Here is a 21,626-nt window from a genome sequence, read left to right as displayed (position 1 = left end):
TTATTCCTCAAAGCTTACGTTTTTAACAAACTCATTAGTTTTAAGTCCTATCTGACTTGCCGACAAACAAATTTTTCCATCTACCTTCAAATTCTTAAACTTTACGCCGTCTATAATGTGGCCGGCATCCAGACCGGTTATTTCTGAAACATTGGAGAAAGTTGGTGCAATTGTGCAATCTTTAATCAGAACATTCTTTATTTGTCCTTTTCCGCTACGGTCTTTTATTTGAAAATGAATGGATTTAAGGTTACTGCTCTGGTAACCCTTTTCGAAATAATTATTGACAAAGCTTATGTTCTCGAATGTGGCGCCGTCATTGCAATACAAGACCATACCTCTATCCGCTTCTACCACATAGTTGTTTTTAAAAGTGATATTACGCATGAACCCACCTTTTGTTTCTGTACCAACTTTTAGTGCTGATTTTTTAGTGATAAATACTGAATTTTGTATGGTAATGTTTTCGCAGTCCTGTAGCAATCCGCCATTGTTAGTCGTTTTTATCGCAATGTTATCATCACTACAATAAGCGAAACAATGATCTATTAATACATTGACAGAAGCATCAGGATCGAAACCATCGGTATTTGCAACATTGCGATCATTTAACATTTTAATATTTCGCAAGGTTACATTTTCTGATTTCAGGATATGGGTGTTCCAGCAAGCGGGATCACGGAGTTCTATACCTTCAATTAGTACATTTTTTGAGTTTCTAATCCGGATCAGGTTGGCGGGTTTACCTAATGCACGTACAATACTTCCGCTGCCATCTATGCAGCCATCCCCCCAGATCTTTACATTTGTGGCATTATCGATCAATAACAACCGTGAGAAAGTCATCCATTCCCCATTATCAGTAAAGTTTGCTTTATCATTTACAAGGTCAGATTCTTTTTTATTGTCATCTGCAGGATAATCTTCACGTTTTTCTGATCCTTTGATCATTGCGCCACCGGCAAGGTAAATTCTTGCATTACTGCTTACTTTAATACTTCCTGTTTTATAGATTCCTGCAGGGAAAAACAAGATCTTTTTCTTTGCAGCGCTTTCATCTAATGCTTTTTGAATGATGGCTGTAGACAGGTTATTACCGGTAGCATCTACTTTATAACTCATGATACTTACTATATCAGAATTCCCTTTACCAACAGCTATCTTTTTAGCAATACTATCTGTGAGCAGAAACAGACGTTGTTTTTTATTGATGGTAATGACATGATACCCTGGTTTTTCTAATACTAAGTGCAAGACATTGCCTTTCATTTGTTGTCCTTTAATATTAGTTTTTGGAGATATTTCCCAATCCTTAACCTGCTCTGTAATGGTAATGGTTACTTCAACAAGTTTTTGATGAGCAAAACGTACGTAATGAATGTCCTTAAATTTTTGGGTAAAAACATTTTGACCGGCTGCATTTGTCTTAAATACATCACTAATTTCAGCAGTTTTTACCAGGGGATAGGTTTCAATAGGGCCATTTGCGCTGGCGCGGGAAATACTTCCCGCTGCCATGCAGATGACTACTAAACTAACATGAACAAAGTTTTTCAGTTTATTTATCATTTCTTGATCTTTTCTTTTTTCTCTTTCTTTTCTTTTACCTCTTTTATTTTTGGTGCTTTTGGTTCAGCGAGTTTTTTTAAAGTGACTGTTGAATAATCCGGCAGCCAGATGACTTCGTCCTGATCAATTGTATAAATGTTCTTTGTTTTCATTTCCTCACCTCTGATCTGGCTATTTGTAGTGGTCAGTTCGATAAATGGATTAATATCTGCCAGGTAATTTTTGAGGCTGGTTAATTTATCCGCTTCCATTCCAGATGCTTCAGGGTAAATTGATTTGATAATTTCATCTAGATTTGGCTTTGCAAATACATTGATGCTTTTATCTGCAACTGGCTTAGTGGATACAATAGCCATTTTTCCATTAACTGGTATGGAACGGATACTTTTTTCTTCTTTGCTTAGCTTTTTATCTACCCCCTTAGTAATATATAGGTCTGCATAGTGCTTACGCAAACTATTTTTAAAGGCTACAGGCAAGGCTGTTTTTTCGATTTGCGTTTTAAGATACATTGCTTTATTAAAGTGATCTATATTGAAATTGTAATCATCAGCTACTAAACGACCTACATTATTAGCCATATGAGATGCAAACAGATTTACCAGTGCACGGAATTCTATACCAGATGCATCAACAGCTTTATTCCTGTCCAGCATATATTTTTCAATAAACGCCTGGTATTCTTCTTTCTTTTTACCAGGCATATCCAACTCATCAACCGTTTCCTTAATCACCTCAGGGAATGTTGTTCCCGATGATGCATATTCTGGATTTTGGACCACTTTCTCTCTTCCACCATTGCTTAATGCTGGCTCCAATATTTCTGCTATGCCATCATTCAGTTCTTCTGCTTTAATGGTAATTGTTCCGGAGCTAAGGTTTGGCGACTGAACAGTGATGGTGATATCTCCTTTTTCTCCTGTTGAACGGATTACATTGGCAACAGGAGCATCGGTATACATGATACCATCCATCTCTTCGTGCTTATTGATATCTGTCGTGTAGTTTTCAGGGCCTACAAGTTTAGCAGGTCCTTTAACTGACCATTTCAATGGATTTGTTGCACCATAAACGTGTACTCCATTTTTATCTGTAATATCTGCAACGATGATGGCTACACTATTCTTTGCGGCTTTGATATTGCTATGTGAAGTTTTTAAGACAATCTTTGCTGGTGCTTCGGCCATTTTTACCGATGTGGCAACCGATTCGCCGTTCTTGTAAGCAACTGCCTTAAGTTCGCCATTTTTAACTTCTACATTTTTGAATACAACTGAATAATAGTTTCCGGGATTGGTATGTTTTACACCCTGACTAACTCCATTCACAAATAATTCTACCTTATCGGCATTGGCATCCACAGTAATGTCCTTCTTCTGTCCAAGGTATTGACTACGCCAAAAATGCGGCATGATAAATACCATAGGCTTTTTGGCATAATTGGCCTGCCATAAATAATAGGCATACTTTGGCTGGCGGTATAAATCAACATAACCTTTAGGGTTAATATGCTTCAATGGTGAATTCAGATATTCTCTATCTGCTCCGTGATCTTCGTACAACCAGGTACATAGGTTTCCGGTTCCCAGACGTCCGCTTTGGATCAACATTTCATGCTGATGTTCTTCTGTTCCGGCATGTTGACTATCTTTTGGTTCCAGATCTTTAACATCTTTATTGTACCAGCCTCGAATTGTACAGCGCAGTAAACTTTCTATGCCCAGATTTTCATCTGAATGGGGTGCATAATCGCCTTGAGAATTATCCAGTACCCTTCTGGCCGTTATAATTCTGGTGGTATCTTCGGTTAGGGTCCATTTTGAATCTGCAGCGTGGTTGGTCTCATTACCCATACTCCAAAGCATGATACTTGGGTGATTGCGATCACGACGGATCATTTCCTTTAGATTCTGCTGCTGAACTTCTTTATTAAACTCCTGATTTTTGATATTTGGCAACTCTTCATCTATGACGATTCCAAATTTATCGGTCAGGTGGTATACCAATGGGTCATTGGGATAGTGAGCGGTACGCATGAAGTTATAATTCAGGTTCTCTGCCATATCACGATAATCCATTTCTGTAATCCATTTTGGAAGTGCATCACCTAACCATGGATATTCCTGATGTCTGTTTCCTCCATGAATAACTACCTTTTTACCATTTACATATAGGAAGTTTTGTTTGTAGTCCCAATGAAACCAGCGGAAACCCAAGGGGCTTTCCATTTTATCCATAAGCGTATTGTTATCATAAACTTCTGAATATACTTTGTATAAGTAAGGGGTTTCGGGCGACCATAGTTTAGGCTGTTTGATGGCAGTACTCAACTGGTCTATCTTTTGCAAACTATCAGCAGGAATGGTAACTGTTTTAGTTAATACCTGCACAACACTACCGGTAGCATCTGCAATTGTTGTTTTAACTACACAGGTTTTAGGCTGTGAAAGGCTGTTTTTAACATAAGTTTGTACCCTTACTATTCCTTCCTTTTCGTTTACTTTTGGTGTGGTAATAAAAGTTCCACCCTCATGACTGGCTGAACCTTGCATTGGAATGTAAACTGGTGATTTGATCACTAATCTCGTATCACGATATATACCGCCATAAACATCAAAGTTTCCGGCACGCATTGGAGGAATGCTGTAGCTATCCAGCAGATTGTTGTTAACGGTTACAGCAAGCAGATTGTCTTCACCAAATTTGATATAGTCGGTTAGATCAAAATCAAATGTTCCGTAACCACCTTTATGATCACCTAAGTATTTACCATTGATGTATACTTTGGAATATTTTTGTACACCATCAAATTCAATAAATATACGTTTGCCTTTTTGCGAAACTGGAATTGTAAAATGCTTTCTGTACCATCCCCAGCCTTTCCACCAATAATCATTGTCTTTATCCGAGGGATTCCTGATAAAAGGATGCACCTCTCCTGTTGTTTCATAGGTACTCCAGGTATGTGGAACGGCAACTGAAGGCCATTTACTATCGTTAAAGGAAGGATTTTCAAAACCACCTTTATCTGCTTTTGTATCCGGAAAATAATTAAAAGTCCAATGCTCATTGATCACTTTGGAGATTCTTGGGGATGTGTTATCCGAAGTTTTTGCATCTTTAACAATGGCCGGATTACCGGTTTGCGCCAGTGCTGTCTGATGCAAACAAGCTGTTGACATCATTGTAAACAGGGAAAACGGGATTAGGTTCTTTCTAATAAACTTCATTGGTCTTAATGATTTAAATTAATTTGAGGTATTCGATTTTAATATGCCCACTTGCTTATGCCAGATAACGGAAGGAACCGTCATTGGGAATTGCTCGCAATTCAGATCATGCAGCACATAATGTGCTACGTCGTCCAATACAATTGCAGGCCTTACGTCTAAGTTTTTAGCACTAATTTTTACATTTTTAAGGATTAAGTTATCGACATGTCTTGCATATAAACCATAGGCAGGACAAGTTCCATAAATATTAAATTCGGGGTATTTATCTCTATTTTCCGGTACATCCTGGTATACATAAGCGGTATCCTGAACAGTCCCATAGTACAGAAAATCACAATTTTCAATTAATAAATTTTTAATTTTTTTGTCGGGCAGTCCACCTATTGCAGAACCTACTCCCGGCCCATTTCGTGCCTCTACATACCCTATATCTGTATTTTTCACATTACGGATGACAATATTTTGCATGGAGCCTACAGGTGCTTTTAAAGGGCCGCCTTCATAAGTTCTTCCGCGATCTCCTAAACGAATGAACAATGGGGTTGAACAGTTGGTGAGCAAGAAGTTTTCGTAAGTCACATGATCTATGTCAGACCCATCAACAGACTCTATAGCAATACCATATCGTGCATTTGCGACTACATTTTTAACGTGTATATTCCTGACGGCTCCATGTGTTTCAGTTCCTATTTTCACAGCATGACAATTTGCATAACGTGCGGTTACCTGGTCTATAGTCACATTTTCAGTAGGTTTTTGCGACATTGCTTTGAAACAAATGACATCATCGCCAGCAATGGCATAAAAGTTTTTAATCTTTACGTCATTACAACTGCTGATGTCAATACCATCTTCATTATGCTGACCGGTATAAGCCCTTACCCGGACGTCGTTAATGGCAATATGATCACAACCTTCATATAGTTGTGTCCAGTTTGCACTTCTAATTAAGCTGATGTCATTTATTTTGACATTGCTGCATTCGACCATTCTGATTAGCCTTGGCCTTTCAAATTCATTGGATTTTCCTGCCCAAGGCCAGCCATCACCATGCGAGAAGCCATCAATGATGCCGCCGCCAGTAATTCCGATATTGTTTTTCTTTTCGGCATATATAAGCTGGAAATGCTCATTTGCCCGAAAATACCTGAAGCTACATTTCTTTTCTGGATAGTCTGACTTGTTTGCCGAGGCCCTTAAAATACTCCCAGCTTGTACAAATAAGGTCACCTGATCTTTAAGTTCCAAAGTACCGGTGACAAAAATACCACCGTGAATAAGTACTGAACCTCCACCTGCTGTGGAGCAATCATCAATAGCTTGCTGAATAGCAACCGTGTTAATGGTTTTATTGTCTCCTTTTGCCTGATATTTTAGTACATCAAAAACTTTACCCTGAATTGCAGCCTGCGTAGGAGCCTTTCCTATCCCTTTAACAATAACCAGGTACATAGAATTACCTGTTGCACCGTTTGGCCCTAAGTTAATCACCTCTCCTTTGTGAAAGGTACGTTTGTATAGACTAAACTTCTCTTTTGTCGAACTTTCAATCTGTGTGTTTGTACTTTCATAAGCTTTTAACCAGGAAGGTTTCAAGTGTATATTTTGGCTGTGTGCAATGTATACTTCGGCATCTCCCAACAATTTAAAGGTTGCCAATACATTGCCGGAAAAACTTTTAGAACCATAGGCAGTCTGGATCCAATCGGCTCCTTGCAAGTATTTTGGCACCTGCATAAGGCTAATACGCTGCACCTCACCATACATCTGCACACCCGGCTTAAGGTTAGCCTGCTCTATCCAATGAGAGGCATTGTAATTATAGGTCCAAACATCCCACAAATCCAGCTTGCTAATCAATCGGGTATCAGCACGCACATCCAGTATAAGGGATAAAAAAAATATTCCAAAAATAAGTCGCTTCATACTTATCAAATTCTTCGTCATCAATTCTTTATTTCTCTCGGTTCTTTATTTAAAACCTGGTTCATCATATTTAGCACCATTTGCGCCGCAACATCATCTTTCCTAAGTCCATACAATCCCTTTTCGCCAAATCCGGCTACCAGTCTACCAGCTGTAAGCAATTGTGATACAATCAATTTCCCTTTTCCCTCTCCAAAACCAATTAATGCTATTGGCACGCGGGTAAGGTTCTTGCCGGCATTTGACAATGGAATAAAGCGCTCTGCAGTTCCATTTTTAGAATCCAGGTAATTTTTATTCAAATCAGTTATTGCAATGGGTGTTTGTAAATTGATAGCTCCTGCCAATGCTGGTGCGTCATCAACCAAAAATTGAACCCGGGCTTTTAGTTTCTTTTGCAGCTCCAGATCATTCGCTTTTGATGAAAACTCATAAAAGCCCTGCAATTCATAGGCGTAATATGGTCCAGTGATAATTTGCTTTTCATCAGCACCCCTACTTAGCCATTGCGTAATGAAAGCACTAGCACTCAAACCATGAAACTCCATATCTGCAGCGGGTACAATTAATCCCCCTCTTAAACCATTCCATATGCGGGTATATTCTTTTGGAATCTTTTCCCACAACATATTGTTGTCTCTATCCGGGTGTATATGGCTTTCGGGTTCTGCAGCCTCGGTGAACTTAAGCGAGATTCCTTTAAATAAGGAATAAGAGTTCACTTTAGGGTCTGTAATTCTTACCACACCCTGTAATGGACCTAATTCGCCAGTTTTTGAAGGATATCCTTGTCCCAATTGTCTATCTCCTACATCCAACAATACAATTGAAGTCCCACTTTCAATAGCCTTTTGAAATGTATTTTTCAGCTGTTGATCACCATTAGCAATCTTTTTCCAACTTTCCAGAGATGCAATAATAAGGTCGGCCGATTCTGTAGCCTTGGATTCCAAAGTTTGAATGTTGAGCTTTTTTAGAAAGGCCTGAAGCTCAGATTCACCTTGAGGAAGCCATACTTTCACATTCTTCAATCCAGCTGGAACTGATACCTGGTAAACTTGAATAGGCCATCTTGAGACTACCGGATATTTAACTCCTTTAGGTAGCTGAAGTAATGAAGCCTTTACCTGATAATTCCCTGGATTTACCGGCATGTTAAGTGTAACATTTACTACCTTTTTGGAATATGGCAATACTTTTTCCTTTATGATTTTATGGTATACTATCCCCTGCTGATCTTCGATACTAATTTGCGCAGATAGTTCAGCAGCATCTTTCTGATCATTAAAAAAATACACCGGAACATTTACCATTTGTGAAGGACTAAAGTTTTTATCCCAAAGTTCCAGGCTCACAGATTGAGGAGAAAATGCAGCCGTTAATTCATTCCAAACTGGTTTCGGTTTTCCATCCTTTAGTTTTTCCATAAACCAGGTATTTCCATCTTCCCAGCTACTCAGCATACAAAAAGGAGCAAATCCGGCAGCACCTATACGGCGCCAGTATTCTGCGACTTTAGCATGTGAAGCTGCATGAAAACTTAATCGCTCTGAAACTGTGTTCTCCCTTCCTAAAAACCTTAGGCAGCTTTCCTTTAAGGCTTTGTATCCCCCAAGTGCACCTTTTTCATCCAGATAATTGCCCCCAAATTCGTCTACTATAATTGCTTTTTCAAACTGATTGGCATGGTCGTAGTACAGGCCCAAATTTTCAAATAAGCTCCACCAATACTTATGGACATGAATCACATCTCTTTCTTCCATGACCAATGCAGGGTAATCTTTTAAGAGCGTGCCCAGCGCATCCCATACTGTCTCCAGTTGTGTGCCTTCTGTTTCATTATATGGGTGTATCAAGACTACTGAAGGATGGCGCATTGCCACATCTAACCAGTTTTTATATTGCTCCAACAAACTTTCCTTGCTCGCAGGCATACCATGGAAAAAACTCCATTCATATTGAACCATCAAGCCATATTTATCGCATAAATCCAATAAGCGTTCCGGAGGTTTACCAAGGTGGAAGCGCAAATAATTTGCACCGTGATCTTTTAATCTTTGTACAATATTTTTCTTGAACCAAAGGGTGTCAAAACCAAGTTCAGTTCCTTCAGCCGATCTTACCCAACGATGCCAAACGACAGTTCCACCTCTCAATTTAGCGGGCGAATTATTCAGATAAAACTGCTTATCCTTAATTGAGAATGATTTGACACCAAAAGGAATGATCTGCTGATCTGATATTTTACCGTCTTCTAAGACCGTCAATTTCAACCGGTATAAATTAGGTTCATCCGGCGACCAACTTTTCAAAATACCGGAAAAATTAAAAAGGATGGAATCTTTTTGACCAGATATACTTACAACTTTACTTATCAAGACTTTATTATCCTCATCTAATACTGATACTTTAGCTAAGTTTGACTTTTTCTTGTCTTTAAAATCTGTGAGGTCAAAATGTATGGCTGCTTTTTTCCTTTCATAATTAATAAAGGGAATAATGCGATCTATCCGTTTACTATTGTGAAAATGCAATACCACATCATCCCAAAGACATGAGGAGACATTAGATCGCCATTGGTCGGCAGGCGGGATAAATGAAGCATCGGTAACCGGAACATTTTTAAGTGATTGTAAGGCAACTTCTAAAGTAAGGGTATTTCCGGGCTTAACATCTCCACTTTTCAATAAATGAAAAGTCGGCGCCATTCCACCATTTTCAGCGCTCACCTTCACACCATTTACATATACCTCCGGCATAAATCTAGCTCCCTTCAATTCGAGTGTTGCATATTTCCAATCTCCTTGTGGCAGGACAACTCTTCGCTTATACCATAGCTTTTCAGTATTCATTTGAGCAGGATCGGCAGCAATACCTGGTACATCAACTGTAGCTGTGTAATTTCTGGAAAAACCCATTTGCCATTTGCCATTAAGTACCATGGGCGGAACAAAATGGGGTTCGGCTGCCCTTATCCATAATGGAGCCATTAAGCTAATCGCTATGAAATAAAAAAAGTGCTTTTTGATACTCATTGCGCTATCATGGTTATAAGTCTATTTAATTCCTTACGATCTACAGTTTCCGTATCTGCAATGGGTTGTCCGATGATGCTTGCTATCCGTCGGGTAAAATCGTAAGGTTTAGAGCCCCTAACTGCTCTTCTTCTGGGCATATACTTAAAACACAACTCTCTGATCAATAAATCATAATACATTTCTTTTTCCAGTTGTACTTTACATTCTGACTTTTCATCAATTCCAGTATTTAAAAGATTCTGATTAGTATTATACTTACCATCAAACTGGCCGCCACTGATATAAAATGCTAATGCTGATTTTAAAAAGGCATTATCGCGATTTACCAGTTGCTGGTGAATAACGGCACTGGCAATAATCTCCTGCAAGTGAGGAGCATTTTTTGGAGCTTGTTTTTGTCCTTCGAGTGCAGCACTTACTGCAAGTTTGGCATCTTGTTCCATTTGAGCCATAGCCTCGTATGGAGTTTTTCTGTTATTCTTTTTCCATCTAATCATAGCGGCTGATAATTCGGCTTTCCCCGCAATCAGGGCGTCTGTATATTCCTTTACGCCAACCATATCCTGGCGGATAAAGGACATCCCTTTTGGTGCATCCGGATTGTCCATAAACATCCAATACCGCTCGGTACCTAAGCCACCAGGAGTTAAACCATCCCCTTGCCAAAACCAGGCTGGTTTTAGTTTTATATTTTCTATCTGGGCTTTGGTTACAAGTTCCATGCTTTTAAGCAGTGCATCAGCTCCATTACCGTAGTATTTTTTCAAAAAAATCAAAGCATTGCTTCTTTCAAACCGTTCTCCTTTGAGTGCAGTACCTACGGTTTGCTGGGTAAGTAAGCGGATAGGATTATTTGGTTCGTCATCGCCCTTGATTTGGAAATCCTGGTACTGTATCCCCGCAAATCCAGATTGATAAATGTTCTGAATCAGTTTCGTAATAAAGGCATGGTCATACCAATACAATGGATGCGGATGTTCTGCATCAAAAACAAGCATATCGTGGATTACCTGAACGCCTTTTGCCTTTAACGAGTCTGCCCAGGGAGCATAATTTGCCACGGGCTGGTCAAAGCCTCCATATTTTACCACTATTGCGCATTCATTTAAAGGAAAATCAAGCTTAGCCAGCACTTTTGCGTCAACATACCAATCCCTTATGCCCAGGAAGAATTTTTTACCCCTTACATCTTGCAAAATATGGTGCAGGTTATTTACATAATCCACAAAATTCTCGTCCGTTGCAGGATAATTGATGCAATCCTTCCATGTTTTCCACTGATTTTCTTTGAGTTTATCTTCGTTTAAGGTCCAGGCTGCTTCGGCATATGCGTTTAAAAATCCATCTAATTCGGGCAATGCTTTCATCATCTGTATGGTAGAGCTGATAAAGAAATCTTTATAAACCGGATTTGTCCATTGCTGATGACCAATCACATCACCTTTTCCTGCAAGCGCAGCCTGCCAGAGATCATTCTGATGTGCGTTTTCAAGATATCGTGTGTAAATACCTTCGGGATTAAAGGTATTTACACGGCCTTTCCAGAATTTATAGGGGATATAATGACTGTAAGACCTTGATATCATCCATTTTATGCCTTTCTTTTTTGCATACTGCATATTCGCTCTCAGTACGCTTACATTCTGTCTTACCTTTTCTAAGGGAATATCTTGTGCATCCTGGTATTTAGTCCCTGTATAATCTACAAAATACATAGGCATGAATTTGAAAGTCCCGAGCGATACTGTATTGAAACCAGCATCAATTATCCGGTCTATTTCTATCTTTACATCATCTTTATAACGACTTTCCATCCATCTTTTACTATCTACGGATGCAATCTTATAGCTTGCTGCTTTATCTACAGACTGGGCAGTAACAGTTCCTGTGCTGACGAAAAGCAGCAATGCCAGAAAGCCCCCGATGGGTCTTGATATGTGATTCATTAATTGTCTTTTACCAATCTAAAGCCTACGTATTCGTACTTACTGCATGGAGAAAAACTACCTCTGTTTGCAATTCGGCAGTATTCTTTAAAGGTATTCCAGGCCTGTCCGCGTATTACACGTGTGGAACCGCTCACCGGACCAAGTGGGTTATCCTTTACTGAGTTTTGATAATAATCTTTACCATACCAATCACTGCACCATTCCCAAACATTACCGATCATATCAAACGTACCCAGACGGTTATCTGCTGTTCCGTTATTATAGACTTTTACACCATTAATTGTGGTATATAATGCTGCATTGTCATTTTTTATAACAGCCCCGGACTCTTTGGTCCCCACTTTCTGAGGCCCGGTAGTACCGGCGTTATCTTTATACCACGCTAACTCATTAAGTCCTATAGTTGCTCTTTTTTCTATTGCTGAAGAATATGCATAAGGTCCTCCACTCAGATAAAATGTATCTAATTTTGCAGTTGGCATATAGGAACCTCCGCGAGCCGCAAATTCCCATTCGGCTTCTGTTGGCAGACGTGCACCTACCCACTTGGCAAAAGCATTTGCATCGTACCATGAAACGTTAACGATGGGTCTGGCCAAACTATCTGCTGTTTTGCCCCATTTAAATGTGGGCTCTACAGGTCTAGGCCATCCTGTAGCATCACAGAACTTTAAATACTGTCCCATGGTTACCTGATATTTACTGATCTTAAAGCTGTTTACAGTAACATCATGGGCCGGTAGTTCGTCGGGCATAAACGACTTCTTAAGATCGTCTCTGGTTGATGAAAAGGTTCCCATGGTGAAAGTTGCCCCAGTCACCGTCAACCAATCAGCGCTTGGAATAACTGTTGATGGATCTGCAAGTGGTGCAACATTGACGTTTGACAGCGAACTACAATCTTCTGTATTAACCGCTTTGTCGCTTTTTTTACATTGCAGAAAGACTACCATTATGGTCGTCATGAGTATTAAATATTTTATCGTTTTCATATTTGAATCTTGAATAAAATGCCGTTAACTGTTAATTGTACCCTTTATTTTGTCCGATGTCAAATACCTGAATCTGGTTGCCTGGAATAGGCATCACAAACTGAAAATCCGCCGGAGGTACTGTTTTTGTATTTTTAAGAAAATCTGCAGTAAATACTACTGTGCCGGCAGGATAAGGCGTTTTGCCGGTTGGGTTAGGATATACACCTGCAGGATAAGCAATTGAATAGGTTGGTACAGGTGACCCCGCCAGCAGTGCTTTGGTATTGTTGGCCAGGGCAGTCATTCCTGAAATAAAAGTTCCGGTACGTTTCATATCAAAAAGGCGTTGCCCTTCATGAGCAAGTTCCAGTCGTCTTTCCAACATCACTATATCTCTGAACTGAATTTTAGTGAAAGACATGTTGTTATATTTTCCGGTGCTTGGACTGGTTGAAAATGCCCGTTGTCTGACCATATTCAAATAGTCATACTGATTTTTGTTTCCATCCTCACTATTCGTAGTTCCAAGCTCATTAAGTACCTCTGCATACATCAACAAAACATCAGCATAGCGTAAAACGGGTAAATTGTTGGCTTTTGCATCCCTTGCTACCGTTGTAGAATCTACATATTTAGCAATATAGGGTACATTATATTTTTGAATACCAAAAGTTCCGTTACTGTTTTTCTTTATATAGTAAGAGAAATACATTTTTAGCCGGTCGTCCTGCGGTTTAAAGTTCGACCATAGATCTGGAGTTGGAGACCAGGCTTTATAACCTGCGGTTTTTAACTGGGTTATTGCCGGATCTGAAATTGATGATGGCAATGCGTTTCTATGCATAAAACTACCTATGTCACCTGAAGCATCACCTATTTGCCATTCGTCATATATCATTTCAGAGCTTCCTTTTTTATTGATATCGAAGTAATCAATGATTTTTGGCACTAAGCTAAAGCGCTTAGAGTTAACTACTTCCTTTAGTTTAGCTTCTGATAAGGTCAAATACTCTGTATTTCTGTTACTAAACGGACCGGCCATAGTTAGGTAAACTTTGGCTAACAACGATTTGGCTGCCCATTTTGATGCCCGTCCCAATTCAAGAGGCGCATCACTACAATTATCTTCTGCAAATTTTAAATCTCTGACAATGAAGTTGTAAATTGTAGCCGCTGGAGATTTAAGCATCTTGGTTTCCTCGATACTACCTACTGAAATGGTATCTAATGGTATATCTCCCCAAAGTTGTACCAAATATAAGTACTCAAGTGCTCTTAAAAATTTAGCTTCGCCAATAATGATGTTCTTATCATTGGCAGTCATAGAACTGATATTTGGCACTTTATTAATGATCACATTTGACTGTGCTATAGATTTATAAAGGGCTACCCAAGAATTATTGATATAGGAATTGAAAGGAGAAAAATTGTAGTTCTGCAATTGCCTTCTTTCGGCTTCTGTATTTGAATATTCATCGTCCATGTCATCTGAGAGCATGTCTGTCATTACAAAGAACATCCTGTTGTGGGCACCAAATTCTGTTGATAATGCGTAATTCGAGTAAAGGCCGGACAAGGCGTCCTCCTTGTTTGCCCAAAAATTACTCGCAGCAATATTGCTGTAAACAGTCTCATCCAAATACTTTTTACAAGAAAAAAGTGAGGAGATCACAATGATCAGGACTAGCCATACGGTTGTTGTATATTTTAATTTCATCGGAATAATTTTTATTTTTTAGTTGTTGGTGAGCTATCATGACTCATGATGGTTCATCAACCATATTATTATAAATACCTAAAAGTTAAGATTCAGACCAAAAAGGAACAATTTACTTGTGGGGTATGATCCATTATCCATACCGGCTCCAACACCATTTTTTCCCATTATACTTACTTCAGGATCATATCCACCATAGTAGTTTGTAAATGTGATTAGGTTGGTTCCACTGGCATATATTCTTAAACTTGATAAGCCGATTCTTTGCATTGTTTTTTTAGGGAGCGTATAGCCGAATGTTATTGTTTTAACACGTAAATAAGAACCGTCTTCTATGTAGTAATCGGACATTGCTGCCGAATAACCTGTTGCATATGCTCTTGGAATAGTATTGCTAGGATTCCCTGCATAACCTGTTTCCGGATTTGGTGCTTTCCAACGATCAAGGGCTTTCGTTAATTGGTTATTGGATCCTGTTAAATCCATTAATTTTGTGTAGCTCGTGTTTAGAATTGAGTTACCATATTGATAAACCATGAATACCGTAAGATCGAAGTTTTTATAAGTGAAATTATTGGTAAAACCACCATTCCATTTAGGTTGTGGATTTCCAAGAATAACCTTATCATCATCATTCAATACCCCATTACCATCTATGTCAAGAAATTTTGGAAAACCAGGCAAGGTCTTAGAGCCTTCCAGCTTTGCTGCCATTGGTGTGGCATCAATCTCTGCTTGTGTTTGAAAGATTCCGTTTGATCGGTATCCCCAAAATACCCCTAGAGGCTCTCCTACCTTGATCAATACTACGTTTCCAAATTTGGTATTGGCTGAGGAATTTGAAATAGAGGATATTTGTTTTGGTCCCCCTAGATCTGTAACCAGGTTTTTGTTATAGGCCGCATTGAATGATGTGGTCCAGGTAAATTTACCCGTTAAATTACGTGTTGTAATGTCAAACTCAACTCCTTTGTTTTCTACGCTACCTATATTTTTAGCTACAGTAGTGTATCCTGATGCACCCGGCAATCCAAAATCAAGTAATAAGTCGTTCGTAATTTTATGATAATAGTCTGCCGTAATCGCTATTCTTCCTTTAAAAAAAGCCATATCCAAACCTGCATCATATTCCTTAGTCTTCTCCCATTTCAAATCCGGATTTGCCAGTTTGTTAATTTTATATCCGGTTTTTTGTGAACCTCCGATGGCTGAAAACTGAGTAGAATATAAGGCTTGCGAAGAATATGCGCTAATTCTGTCACTTCCATTTACACCATAGGTTAAACGAGCTTTTAAATCACTAAATAGGTTTAGACTTTTAATAAAGCTCTCGTTTGAAGCTCTCCATGCAAAGGAGAATGATGGAAAATAACCCCATTTGTTATTATTTCCAAATTTAGAGGAACCATCGGCACGATAGGTTGCAGTAGCCAGATAGCGATCATTAAAATTATAAGTCGCTCTACCAAAAAATGAAAGAAGTTTATATTCTGCAGCACTTGAAGTTACAGAAGGTACACCATTTCCACTACCCAAATTATAGTAAGTAAATACGTCTGTATTAAAATCTGTATTTCTCGCTTTGAAATCATGGCTAAAACTATTTGTGATTTCCTCACCAGCAAGTAAGGTAAAAGAATGCTTGTTTAGCTTTGCAGAATAAGTTAGCGTATTGTCATTGGACCATTTATCAGATTGAGCAAATTGTTCGTAAGCATCACTTACTTTATCTCCTTTAATTGTATTTGGGAAATAATAATCATATAATCGATTAGAAGGGTTGTAAGTACCTCCAGAACGCAAGCTCAGGTTCTTTAAAATATTAAAGACAACAAAACCTCCTACCTGAATATTTCCTTCCTTCCTTTTATTTATCGTCTCTTGTGCATTTGCCAGTGGCGAGGTAGATGTAGGATCACCAGTTTCAGGATCTATATAAAACGAGCCGGAAGGATCCAAAAGTCCCTTCAAATTGGGATTGGTTGCATTTGCTCTTAAGATAGATCCATTATCACCTACCTGTATTCCCTTTTTTATAGTTTGAGAAAGGTTAAGTTTTATACCTGCTTTGATCCATTTATTAAATGAAAAATCAAGGTTACTGCGTAGAGATATTCTGGAAAAGTTAGAGTTTGTAATCAAACCTTTCTGATCAAGATAATTTCCTGACACATAATACTTAACATTATTATCGCCTCCGGTTACATTAATGGTATTGCTAAGCTGGGGTGCTACCTGAAACATCTGGTTCTGCCAATCTATCGTTGTAGGTACAGTATCCGGACGCAATGTATTTGGTGATTTCCCTACAGCTTCATTAGCCTCATTTGCCAGTTCGGCTAATTGGGATGCATTCAAAAGCGGTAATTTCCTCCGTAATTGTTGAAAGCCAAAGTAACTTTGAAAAGCTACTCTTGGCTTACCAGCATCGCCATTCTTTGTAGTCACAAGGATTACCCCGTTAGCCCCTCTGGAACCATATATGGCCGTTGCTCCTGCATCTTTGAGCACTTCTATTGATTTGATATCACTTGGGTTTAAAGAGCCTAAACCTTGATCGGTTGTAAATCCATCTATTACCAATAAGGGCTCATTATCTGCTTTTATAGAGCTTCCACCTCTAACACGTATGGAGATCTCTCCTCCTGGTTCTCCTGAAGTATTTGTAACCAAAACTCCGGCAGCATTTCCCTGAAGCGCTTGCTCCAGAGACGTTACTGGGGTTTTCATGATGTCTTCAGCTGTTATCGAAGATATGGAGGTTGTCAAATCCCGTTTCTTTACTGTACCATAGCCAACAACAACAACATCATTAAGCTGTTGGAGGTCTTCTTCTAATACAACTGCCAGATCCTTCTTTTTATCAGTCAGCGTCACTTCCTTACTTATAAAACCAATTAGCCTAAATACAAGGGTGACGTTACTATTGTCGGCAACTTTTAAAGAGAACTTACCTTTACCATCTGTTTCTACAATCTGTTTGGTTCCTTTAACAATTACATTTACACCAACTAAAGGTTCTCCTTTCTTATCCACAACACTACCTTTAATTGTAATATCAGCAAAAGCCGCGGTAACCTTATCCAGAAAAGAAGGTGCTTTCTCTTTAATAACTACAGTTTTATCCTCAATAGTAAATGTAAGATCAGTTCCTTCTACTAGCGTTTGCATCACTTCTTTAAGATCAATTCCACGAAAGTTTGCATTAATCTTCTTGGTGGCTTTAAACTTGGTAGTAGAAATTAATACATCATAACCGGTTTGATTGCTGATTTCTACAAACACTTTTTCAATTGGTATATTATTCCCAATGAGGGTTAGCTTTTGCCCAAAAGTAGCTGCGCTTACCTGCATTAATGCCGTAATTAATATGATAGCGGTCAACTTCATAATTAAAAACAATTTATAGGTATAGCCGGACGGCGTACACCAAAATTTAGTATAATTTTTATACATTTGATCGTCTGTTAAATTTGCGGATTGCCTGTTTTTCGAAGGACACTGCAATCGCTTGATACCTGAAATTTTTGATTTAATCAATGCGTTTCTAAAGCAGACTAGAGGGTTTCGGTTGCTAACCGGAGCCCTTTATAATTAGCTTAAGAAATTGTTGTTAGCTATGGACCTTCTTTTTGATTTTTCATTTGTTCATTTTGTTAGGTTTAATATTTGGTTAATTTGAGAGTGCTTATTATTTATTCTCTATTGTATTACTTGGTTGGTTAATCCAATTTTATTTTTTTCGTGAAATAGTTACGATATTTCCTTCTACTTTAAATTTAATAAGGTCTGTTCGTTCCAGCATCTTCAAAATCTTAGATACATTCTCATACTTGCTTATTTTTCCAAAAAACAATTCACTTTTTAATTCCGGATCATCATATTTCACAGTAATATTATACCACCTTGATAGCGTTTGCATAATATCTTCAAGGTTCTCGTTGTTAAACAGGAAATAGCCATTTTTCCAGGCTATTTCATAGGAGGTCTCCACTTCATTGATTCTTATTTTTTTGCCATCAAAGTTGGATTGTTGTCCAGGTAGTAAAATCCCTTCTTCTCCTGACGGCACTTTAACACTGACAGCCCCTTCTAGTAGTGTAGTTTTGACATTGGCATCTAAATAAGAATTGATATTAAAATGAGTACCCAACACTTTGACTTCCTGCTGGCGTGTATTCACAATAAAAGGATGTAATTTATCTTTGGATACTTCAAAATAAGCTTCACCAACTAATTCTACTCTTCGTTCTTTAAGTGTTGCAAAACTTGATGGATACTTAAGGGATGATGCTGCATTTAAAAAGACTCTAGAATGATCGGGAAGAACAATTTCAGTCTGTTGTCCATTGGCAGTTTGTAAAGTATTGTATTCAAGAGTTTGATTTGTTCCAGCCTTGATCTCATATATAATTTGACCATCTGCAGTTTTGTGGATATTTACACCCGACTGCTCGGCTAATTTTCCTGTAGCAGCATCAGTGATATATATCTTCTTTCCATTAGATAGCGTTAATGTTGCTCCATTTTTACCGGGTGCAATATCATTGGCGTAGTTGTCTGTACCTTGGCTTACTGTTTGATGGTTATGAAAGAGCACACCAATTCCAATAGCCAGTATAATGGCTACTGCCGCTGCTGAAATAAATATCCAAAGTTTATATGTTTTTTTTGGTTGTTGAATTTCGTGTACCCTTGAAAGCAGGACATCCAACATTCTATCTCTAATAACAAGCGGGCTTTCGGCATACCCCTCAGGTAATTCCAGCAAATCGTCTACACTTTCGTTATACCACGAATCAAACACGGCTAACTCTTCAGGGCTAAGCTTACCGCTTTTCCATTTATGAGCAAGTTCTAATAAATAAGTTTTATCGTGAAACGATTCCATCTTTAGCTGATTTTTCTCTATAGTCAGAAAAATAGTCAGCCACCCTTAGTCAGTTTTAAAATAAATTTAATGAATGATCGTTATTTACTTCCCAACAGCCAAAGTAAAGCTGGAAAAACCATAGTTAAATTGCTACGAATGTCCTTCATTGCCTTAGAGAGGTGGGCTTCTACAGTCTTTTCAGAAATATTCAATTCTTTGGCAATTTGTTTATGGCTCATGCCCTGTTCTCTGCTAAGTGTGAAAACAATGCGACATTTTTCAGGCAAGTGTTGGACGGTGGTTGCAATTTGCGCCATTAATTCTTTTTCGAGCATCAATGTTTCAGCCGATGGTGCGCAAGACTCCAGCCTTAAATCTGTAGCTTTATTCACCTTATTACGCAATCTATATTGCTTGTCCATCACATTAATGATACGATATTTTACAGCAACTGATAGATAGGTAGAGAGGCTGTATTTTAACTCCAGAGATTCTCTTCGCTGCCACAAGCTAAAAAATATATCTTGTACAACTTCTTCAGCTTCAGCAGGATTATCCATACGATTAGCTGCAACTACAAGTAATTTATCCCAGTAACGCAAGTACAATGCAGACAAAGCGGACTCATCCCCTGCTTTAAGCATTGAAACAAGTTCCTGATCGGTCTCTTTACTGTAATCTTTCATGTTGGCATTCTTCCCTGCTATAAAACTACTTAAAATGCGTCGCAATAGTAGTTATTTATTTTGAAAAGTTGCCAATCCTAAATCCGGGTTATCTTATTTGGTAAGCATATGTGCCAAAATTGGCACACATTTTTCGCGGCATGGAGGATAAAAATGACCGTGTTTCCAATAGGCTGATTTGGGTGAAAGGCCCCACCAGAATTCGGCTAATGCCAATGGTTCCATTTTATGGCTAAATGCATATTGCAATAATTTTGGTGCTGCACACTCCCCTGCACCCGCCGGTGGTTTTTTAGCTGCAGTATGCGCAAACGTTTCCAACAGACTTTTTGATTCTCCCATCTTGTTCAAAAAATGATACTGCTGAAAAATTTTATCTTGTAAAGCGGTAGAATAGTTTTTTCTTAACGTTTTTAAGAGATTAATCTCCGAGGAATATGTTTTATCATTAAACGACTCCAAACAACTGATTTCATGATTCATCTGAGTCAATTTTTCCATCCCTACATTTAGAAACCCTCCAGCTGTAAGTCCATCAAAAATTGGTGGCACAAACTTATCGTGATGGTTTTTACCAGCCAGTTTACCTGAAAATGCTGCTAAATACCCGAGAACGCCTTCTTTTGTACGCACAACCAGTACGCCAAACATTTTTCCAATAACCACACCCTCTTCATCGGAAGACAGACCGAAATTATGTTTCCATTCTTGTTGATGCTGCAAATATAGCTGCAACTCACTTGCCGCAAGCAGACAAAGCGGATGTCGTTCGGCAGCTAAAGAAAAGGTAAGTCCATCTGCCAATGCCTCGATTTCTATTGATTCACCGAAAGTACAGAACGCTGAACTTTCATAAACCGGGTTATGCATTTTAGACGTTTTTGTATTTACTAAAAAAGCCTCACGTTTCTGTGAGGCTTTTTGTGATCCCGCTGGGATCATTTTTAAGCGATTTAAGTTGCTTTAAATCAATTATTTAAAATTTCAAAATTCAAATGACCACCAAAATGACCACTGAATGAAATAGTATGATTTGTATCAAAATATAAAAGAACTGGCAGTATCAAATATACTGAAATGACTAGCTAAAACCAAGAAAACATGCATAAAAAAACGCAAGATTTTTAGTCTTGCGTTTACCTTAATGTGATATTCCTATGAATGTTCTTATCTCGACCAAATCCAATGCCATGCATACATCTTCCAATCCCTGATCATCTTTCCTTTTTTTCCTTTCCACCCATTTGCCTGATGGTCTTTATAGAAGTCAAGTGCATCCTTTTTTCTTAACCCGGCTTGTATGAAGTAGATCACAACATAGTCAAGCTGAGGCGGCACCATTACCCCAAAACCATTGTTTCTTAGGGAAGTCATTTTACTTTGTTTTTCTCTAAAAGATCCTGAACGTCTTTCTCATCATAATAGAAAACACCTCCAAGGGGGGTGTATGGAAGTTCTCTTTTGTTTCTCATTGCCTGTAACTTTCCAGGTGAAACATTTAACAGCTTACGAACTTCTTTTGATTTAAGCCATTTTTTTGCACTTAAATGCTGCTGGTTTAACATCGAGCCGATTCCTTCTAAAATATCTACTTTAAATTGGTCAAGATCACCAAGAGTTACTAACTCATGTCTGCTAATTCTTCTTTCTACCTCACTCAT

General features: G+C 38.5%; 13 protein-coding genes. All 13 read right to left on the bottom strand.

What is annotated here, in order from left to right; translation table 11 throughout:
• The 13 genes from P0Y49_09540 to P0Y49_09480 all read right to left on the bottom strand — a co-directional run bounded on the left by P0Y49_09540 (position 1) and on the right by P0Y49_09480 (position 21,626).
• Positions 1–1,569 (bottom strand): glycosyl hydrolase family 28 protein, encoded by a 1,569-nt coding sequence (locus tag P0Y49_09540; GenBank protein WEK21383.1) that lies wholly within the window; start codon positions 1,567–1,569, stop codon positions 1–3.
• Positions 1,566–4,799: a glycoside hydrolase family 2 TIM barrel-domain containing protein gene (locus P0Y49_09535; GenBank protein WEK21382.1), complete on the bottom strand. Its 3,234-nt coding sequence runs from the start codon at positions 4,797–4,799 to the stop codon at positions 1,566–1,568. The genes P0Y49_09540 and P0Y49_09535 overlap by 4 nt, the downstream gene beginning before the upstream one ends.
• Positions 4,800–4,817: 18 nt before the next feature.
• Positions 4,818–6,728 carry a glycosyl hydrolase family 28 protein gene (locus P0Y49_09530; protein WEK21381.1) on the bottom strand — a complete coding sequence of 637 codons (1,911 nt, stop codon included), beginning with the start codon at positions 6,726–6,728 and terminating at the stop codon, positions 4,818–4,820.
• Positions 6,729–6,748: 20 nt separating this feature from the next.
• Positions 6,749–9,763, bottom strand: a complete 3,015-nt coding sequence (locus P0Y49_09525; GenBank protein ID WEK21380.1) for a glycoside hydrolase — start codon at positions 9,761–9,763, stop codon at positions 6,749–6,751.
• Positions 9,760–11,712 carry a hypothetical protein gene (locus P0Y49_09520; protein ID WEK21379.1) on the bottom strand — a complete coding sequence of 651 codons (1,953 nt, stop codon included), beginning with the start codon at positions 11,710–11,712 and terminating at the stop codon, positions 9,760–9,762. The genes P0Y49_09525 and P0Y49_09520 overlap by 4 nt, the downstream gene beginning before the upstream one ends.
• On the bottom strand, positions 11,712–12,707 hold the full coding sequence (locus P0Y49_09515; protein ID WEK21378.1) for a formylglycine-generating enzyme family protein: 996 nt from the start codon (positions 12,705–12,707) through the stop codon (positions 11,712–11,714). Before P0Y49_09515 ends, P0Y49_09520 begins: the two co-directional genes overlap by 1 nt.
• Before the next feature lie 31 nt (positions 12,708–12,738).
• Complete coding sequence (locus P0Y49_09510) at positions 12,739–14,406, bottom strand: RagB/SusD family nutrient uptake outer membrane protein (GenBank protein WEK21377.1); 1,668 nt, start codon at positions 14,404–14,406, stop codon at positions 12,739–12,741.
• A 78-nt stretch (positions 14,407–14,484) separates the two neighbouring features.
• Positions 14,485–17,796 carry a TonB-dependent receptor gene (locus P0Y49_09505; protein ID WEK21376.1) on the bottom strand — a complete coding sequence of 1,104 codons (3,312 nt, stop codon included), beginning with the start codon at positions 17,794–17,796 and terminating at the stop codon, positions 14,485–14,487.
• A 343-nt stretch (positions 17,797–18,139) separates the two neighbouring features.
• Positions 18,140–19,297 (bottom strand): DUF4974 domain-containing protein, encoded by a 1,158-nt coding sequence (locus P0Y49_09500; protein ID WEK21375.1) that lies wholly within the window; start codon positions 19,295–19,297, stop codon positions 18,140–18,142.
• 80 nt (positions 19,298–19,377) lie between these two features.
• Positions 19,378–20,010: an RNA polymerase sigma-70 factor gene (locus tag P0Y49_09495; GenBank protein WEK21374.1), complete on the bottom strand. Its 633-nt coding sequence runs from the start codon at positions 20,008–20,010 to the stop codon at positions 19,378–19,380.
• A gap of 48 nt (positions 20,011–20,058) precedes the next feature.
• A complete protein-coding gene (locus tag P0Y49_09490) occupies positions 20,059–20,907 on the bottom strand; it encodes a hypothetical protein (GenBank protein WEK21373.1) in 849 nt (282 codons plus the stop codon).
• A 225-nt stretch (positions 20,908–21,132) separates the two neighbouring features.
• The gene (locus P0Y49_09485; protein ID WEK21372.1) at positions 21,133–21,339 is read right to left on the bottom strand and encodes a hypothetical protein; all 207 of its coding nucleotides are present in this window, start codon (positions 21,337–21,339) and stop codon (positions 21,133–21,135) included.
• Positions 21,336–21,626, bottom strand: coding sequence for a helix-turn-helix domain-containing protein (locus P0Y49_09480; GenBank protein WEK21371.1), 291 nt, complete (start codon positions 21,624–21,626; stop codon positions 21,336–21,338). Before P0Y49_09480 ends, P0Y49_09485 begins: the two co-directional genes overlap by 4 nt.

Origin of the sequence: Candidatus Pedobacter colombiensis (genome assembly GCA_029202485.1) — a bacterium.
GTDB lineage: Bacteria > Bacteroidota > Bacteroidia > Sphingobacteriales > Sphingobacteriaceae > Pedobacter > Pedobacter colombiensis.
Note: the sequence above shows the minus strand (reverse complement) of the source record. Positions and strands in the feature narration are given on the sequence as shown.

Coding starts and splice junctions, on each gene's coding strand:
- P0Y49_09525 (WEK21380.1), bottom strand. CDS start 9,763: ATGAGTATCAAAAAGCACTTTTTTTATTTCATAGCGATTAGCTTAATG.
- P0Y49_09530 (WEK21381.1), bottom strand. CDS start 6,728: ATGAAGCGACTTATTTTTGGAATATTTTTTTTATCCCTTATACTGGAT.
- P0Y49_09505 (WEK21376.1), bottom strand. CDS start 17,796: ATGAAGTTGACCGCTATCATATTAATTACGGCATTAATGCAGGTAAGC.
- P0Y49_09535 (WEK21382.1), bottom strand. CDS start 4,799: ATGAAGTTTATTAGAAAGAACCTAATCCCGTTTTCCCTGTTTACAATG.
- P0Y49_09515 (WEK21378.1), bottom strand. CDS start 12,707: ATGAAAACGATAAAATATTTAATACTCATGACGACCATAATGGTAGTC.
- P0Y49_09480 (WEK21371.1), bottom strand. CDS start 21,626: ATGAGTGAGGTAGAAAGAAGAATTAGCAGACATGAGTTAGTAACTCTT.
- P0Y49_09485 (WEK21372.1), bottom strand. CDS start 21,339: ATGACTTCCCTAAGAAACAATGGTTTTGGGGTAATGGTGCCGCCTCAG.
- P0Y49_09510 (WEK21377.1), bottom strand. CDS start 14,406: ATGAAATTAAAATATACAACAACCGTATGGCTAGTCCTGATCATTGTG.
- P0Y49_09500 (WEK21375.1), bottom strand. CDS start 19,297: ATGGAATCGTTTCACGATAAAACTTATTTATTAGAACTTGCTCATAAA.
- P0Y49_09520 (WEK21379.1), bottom strand. CDS start 11,712: ATGAATCACATATCAAGACCCATCGGGGGCTTTCTGGCATTGCTGCTT.
- P0Y49_09540 (WEK21383.1), bottom strand. CDS start 1,569: ATGATAAATAAACTGAAAAACTTTGTTCATGTTAGTTTAGTAGTCATC.
- P0Y49_09490 (WEK21373.1), bottom strand. CDS start 20,907: ATGATCCCAGCGGGATCACAAAAAGCCTCACAGAAACGTGAGGCTTTT.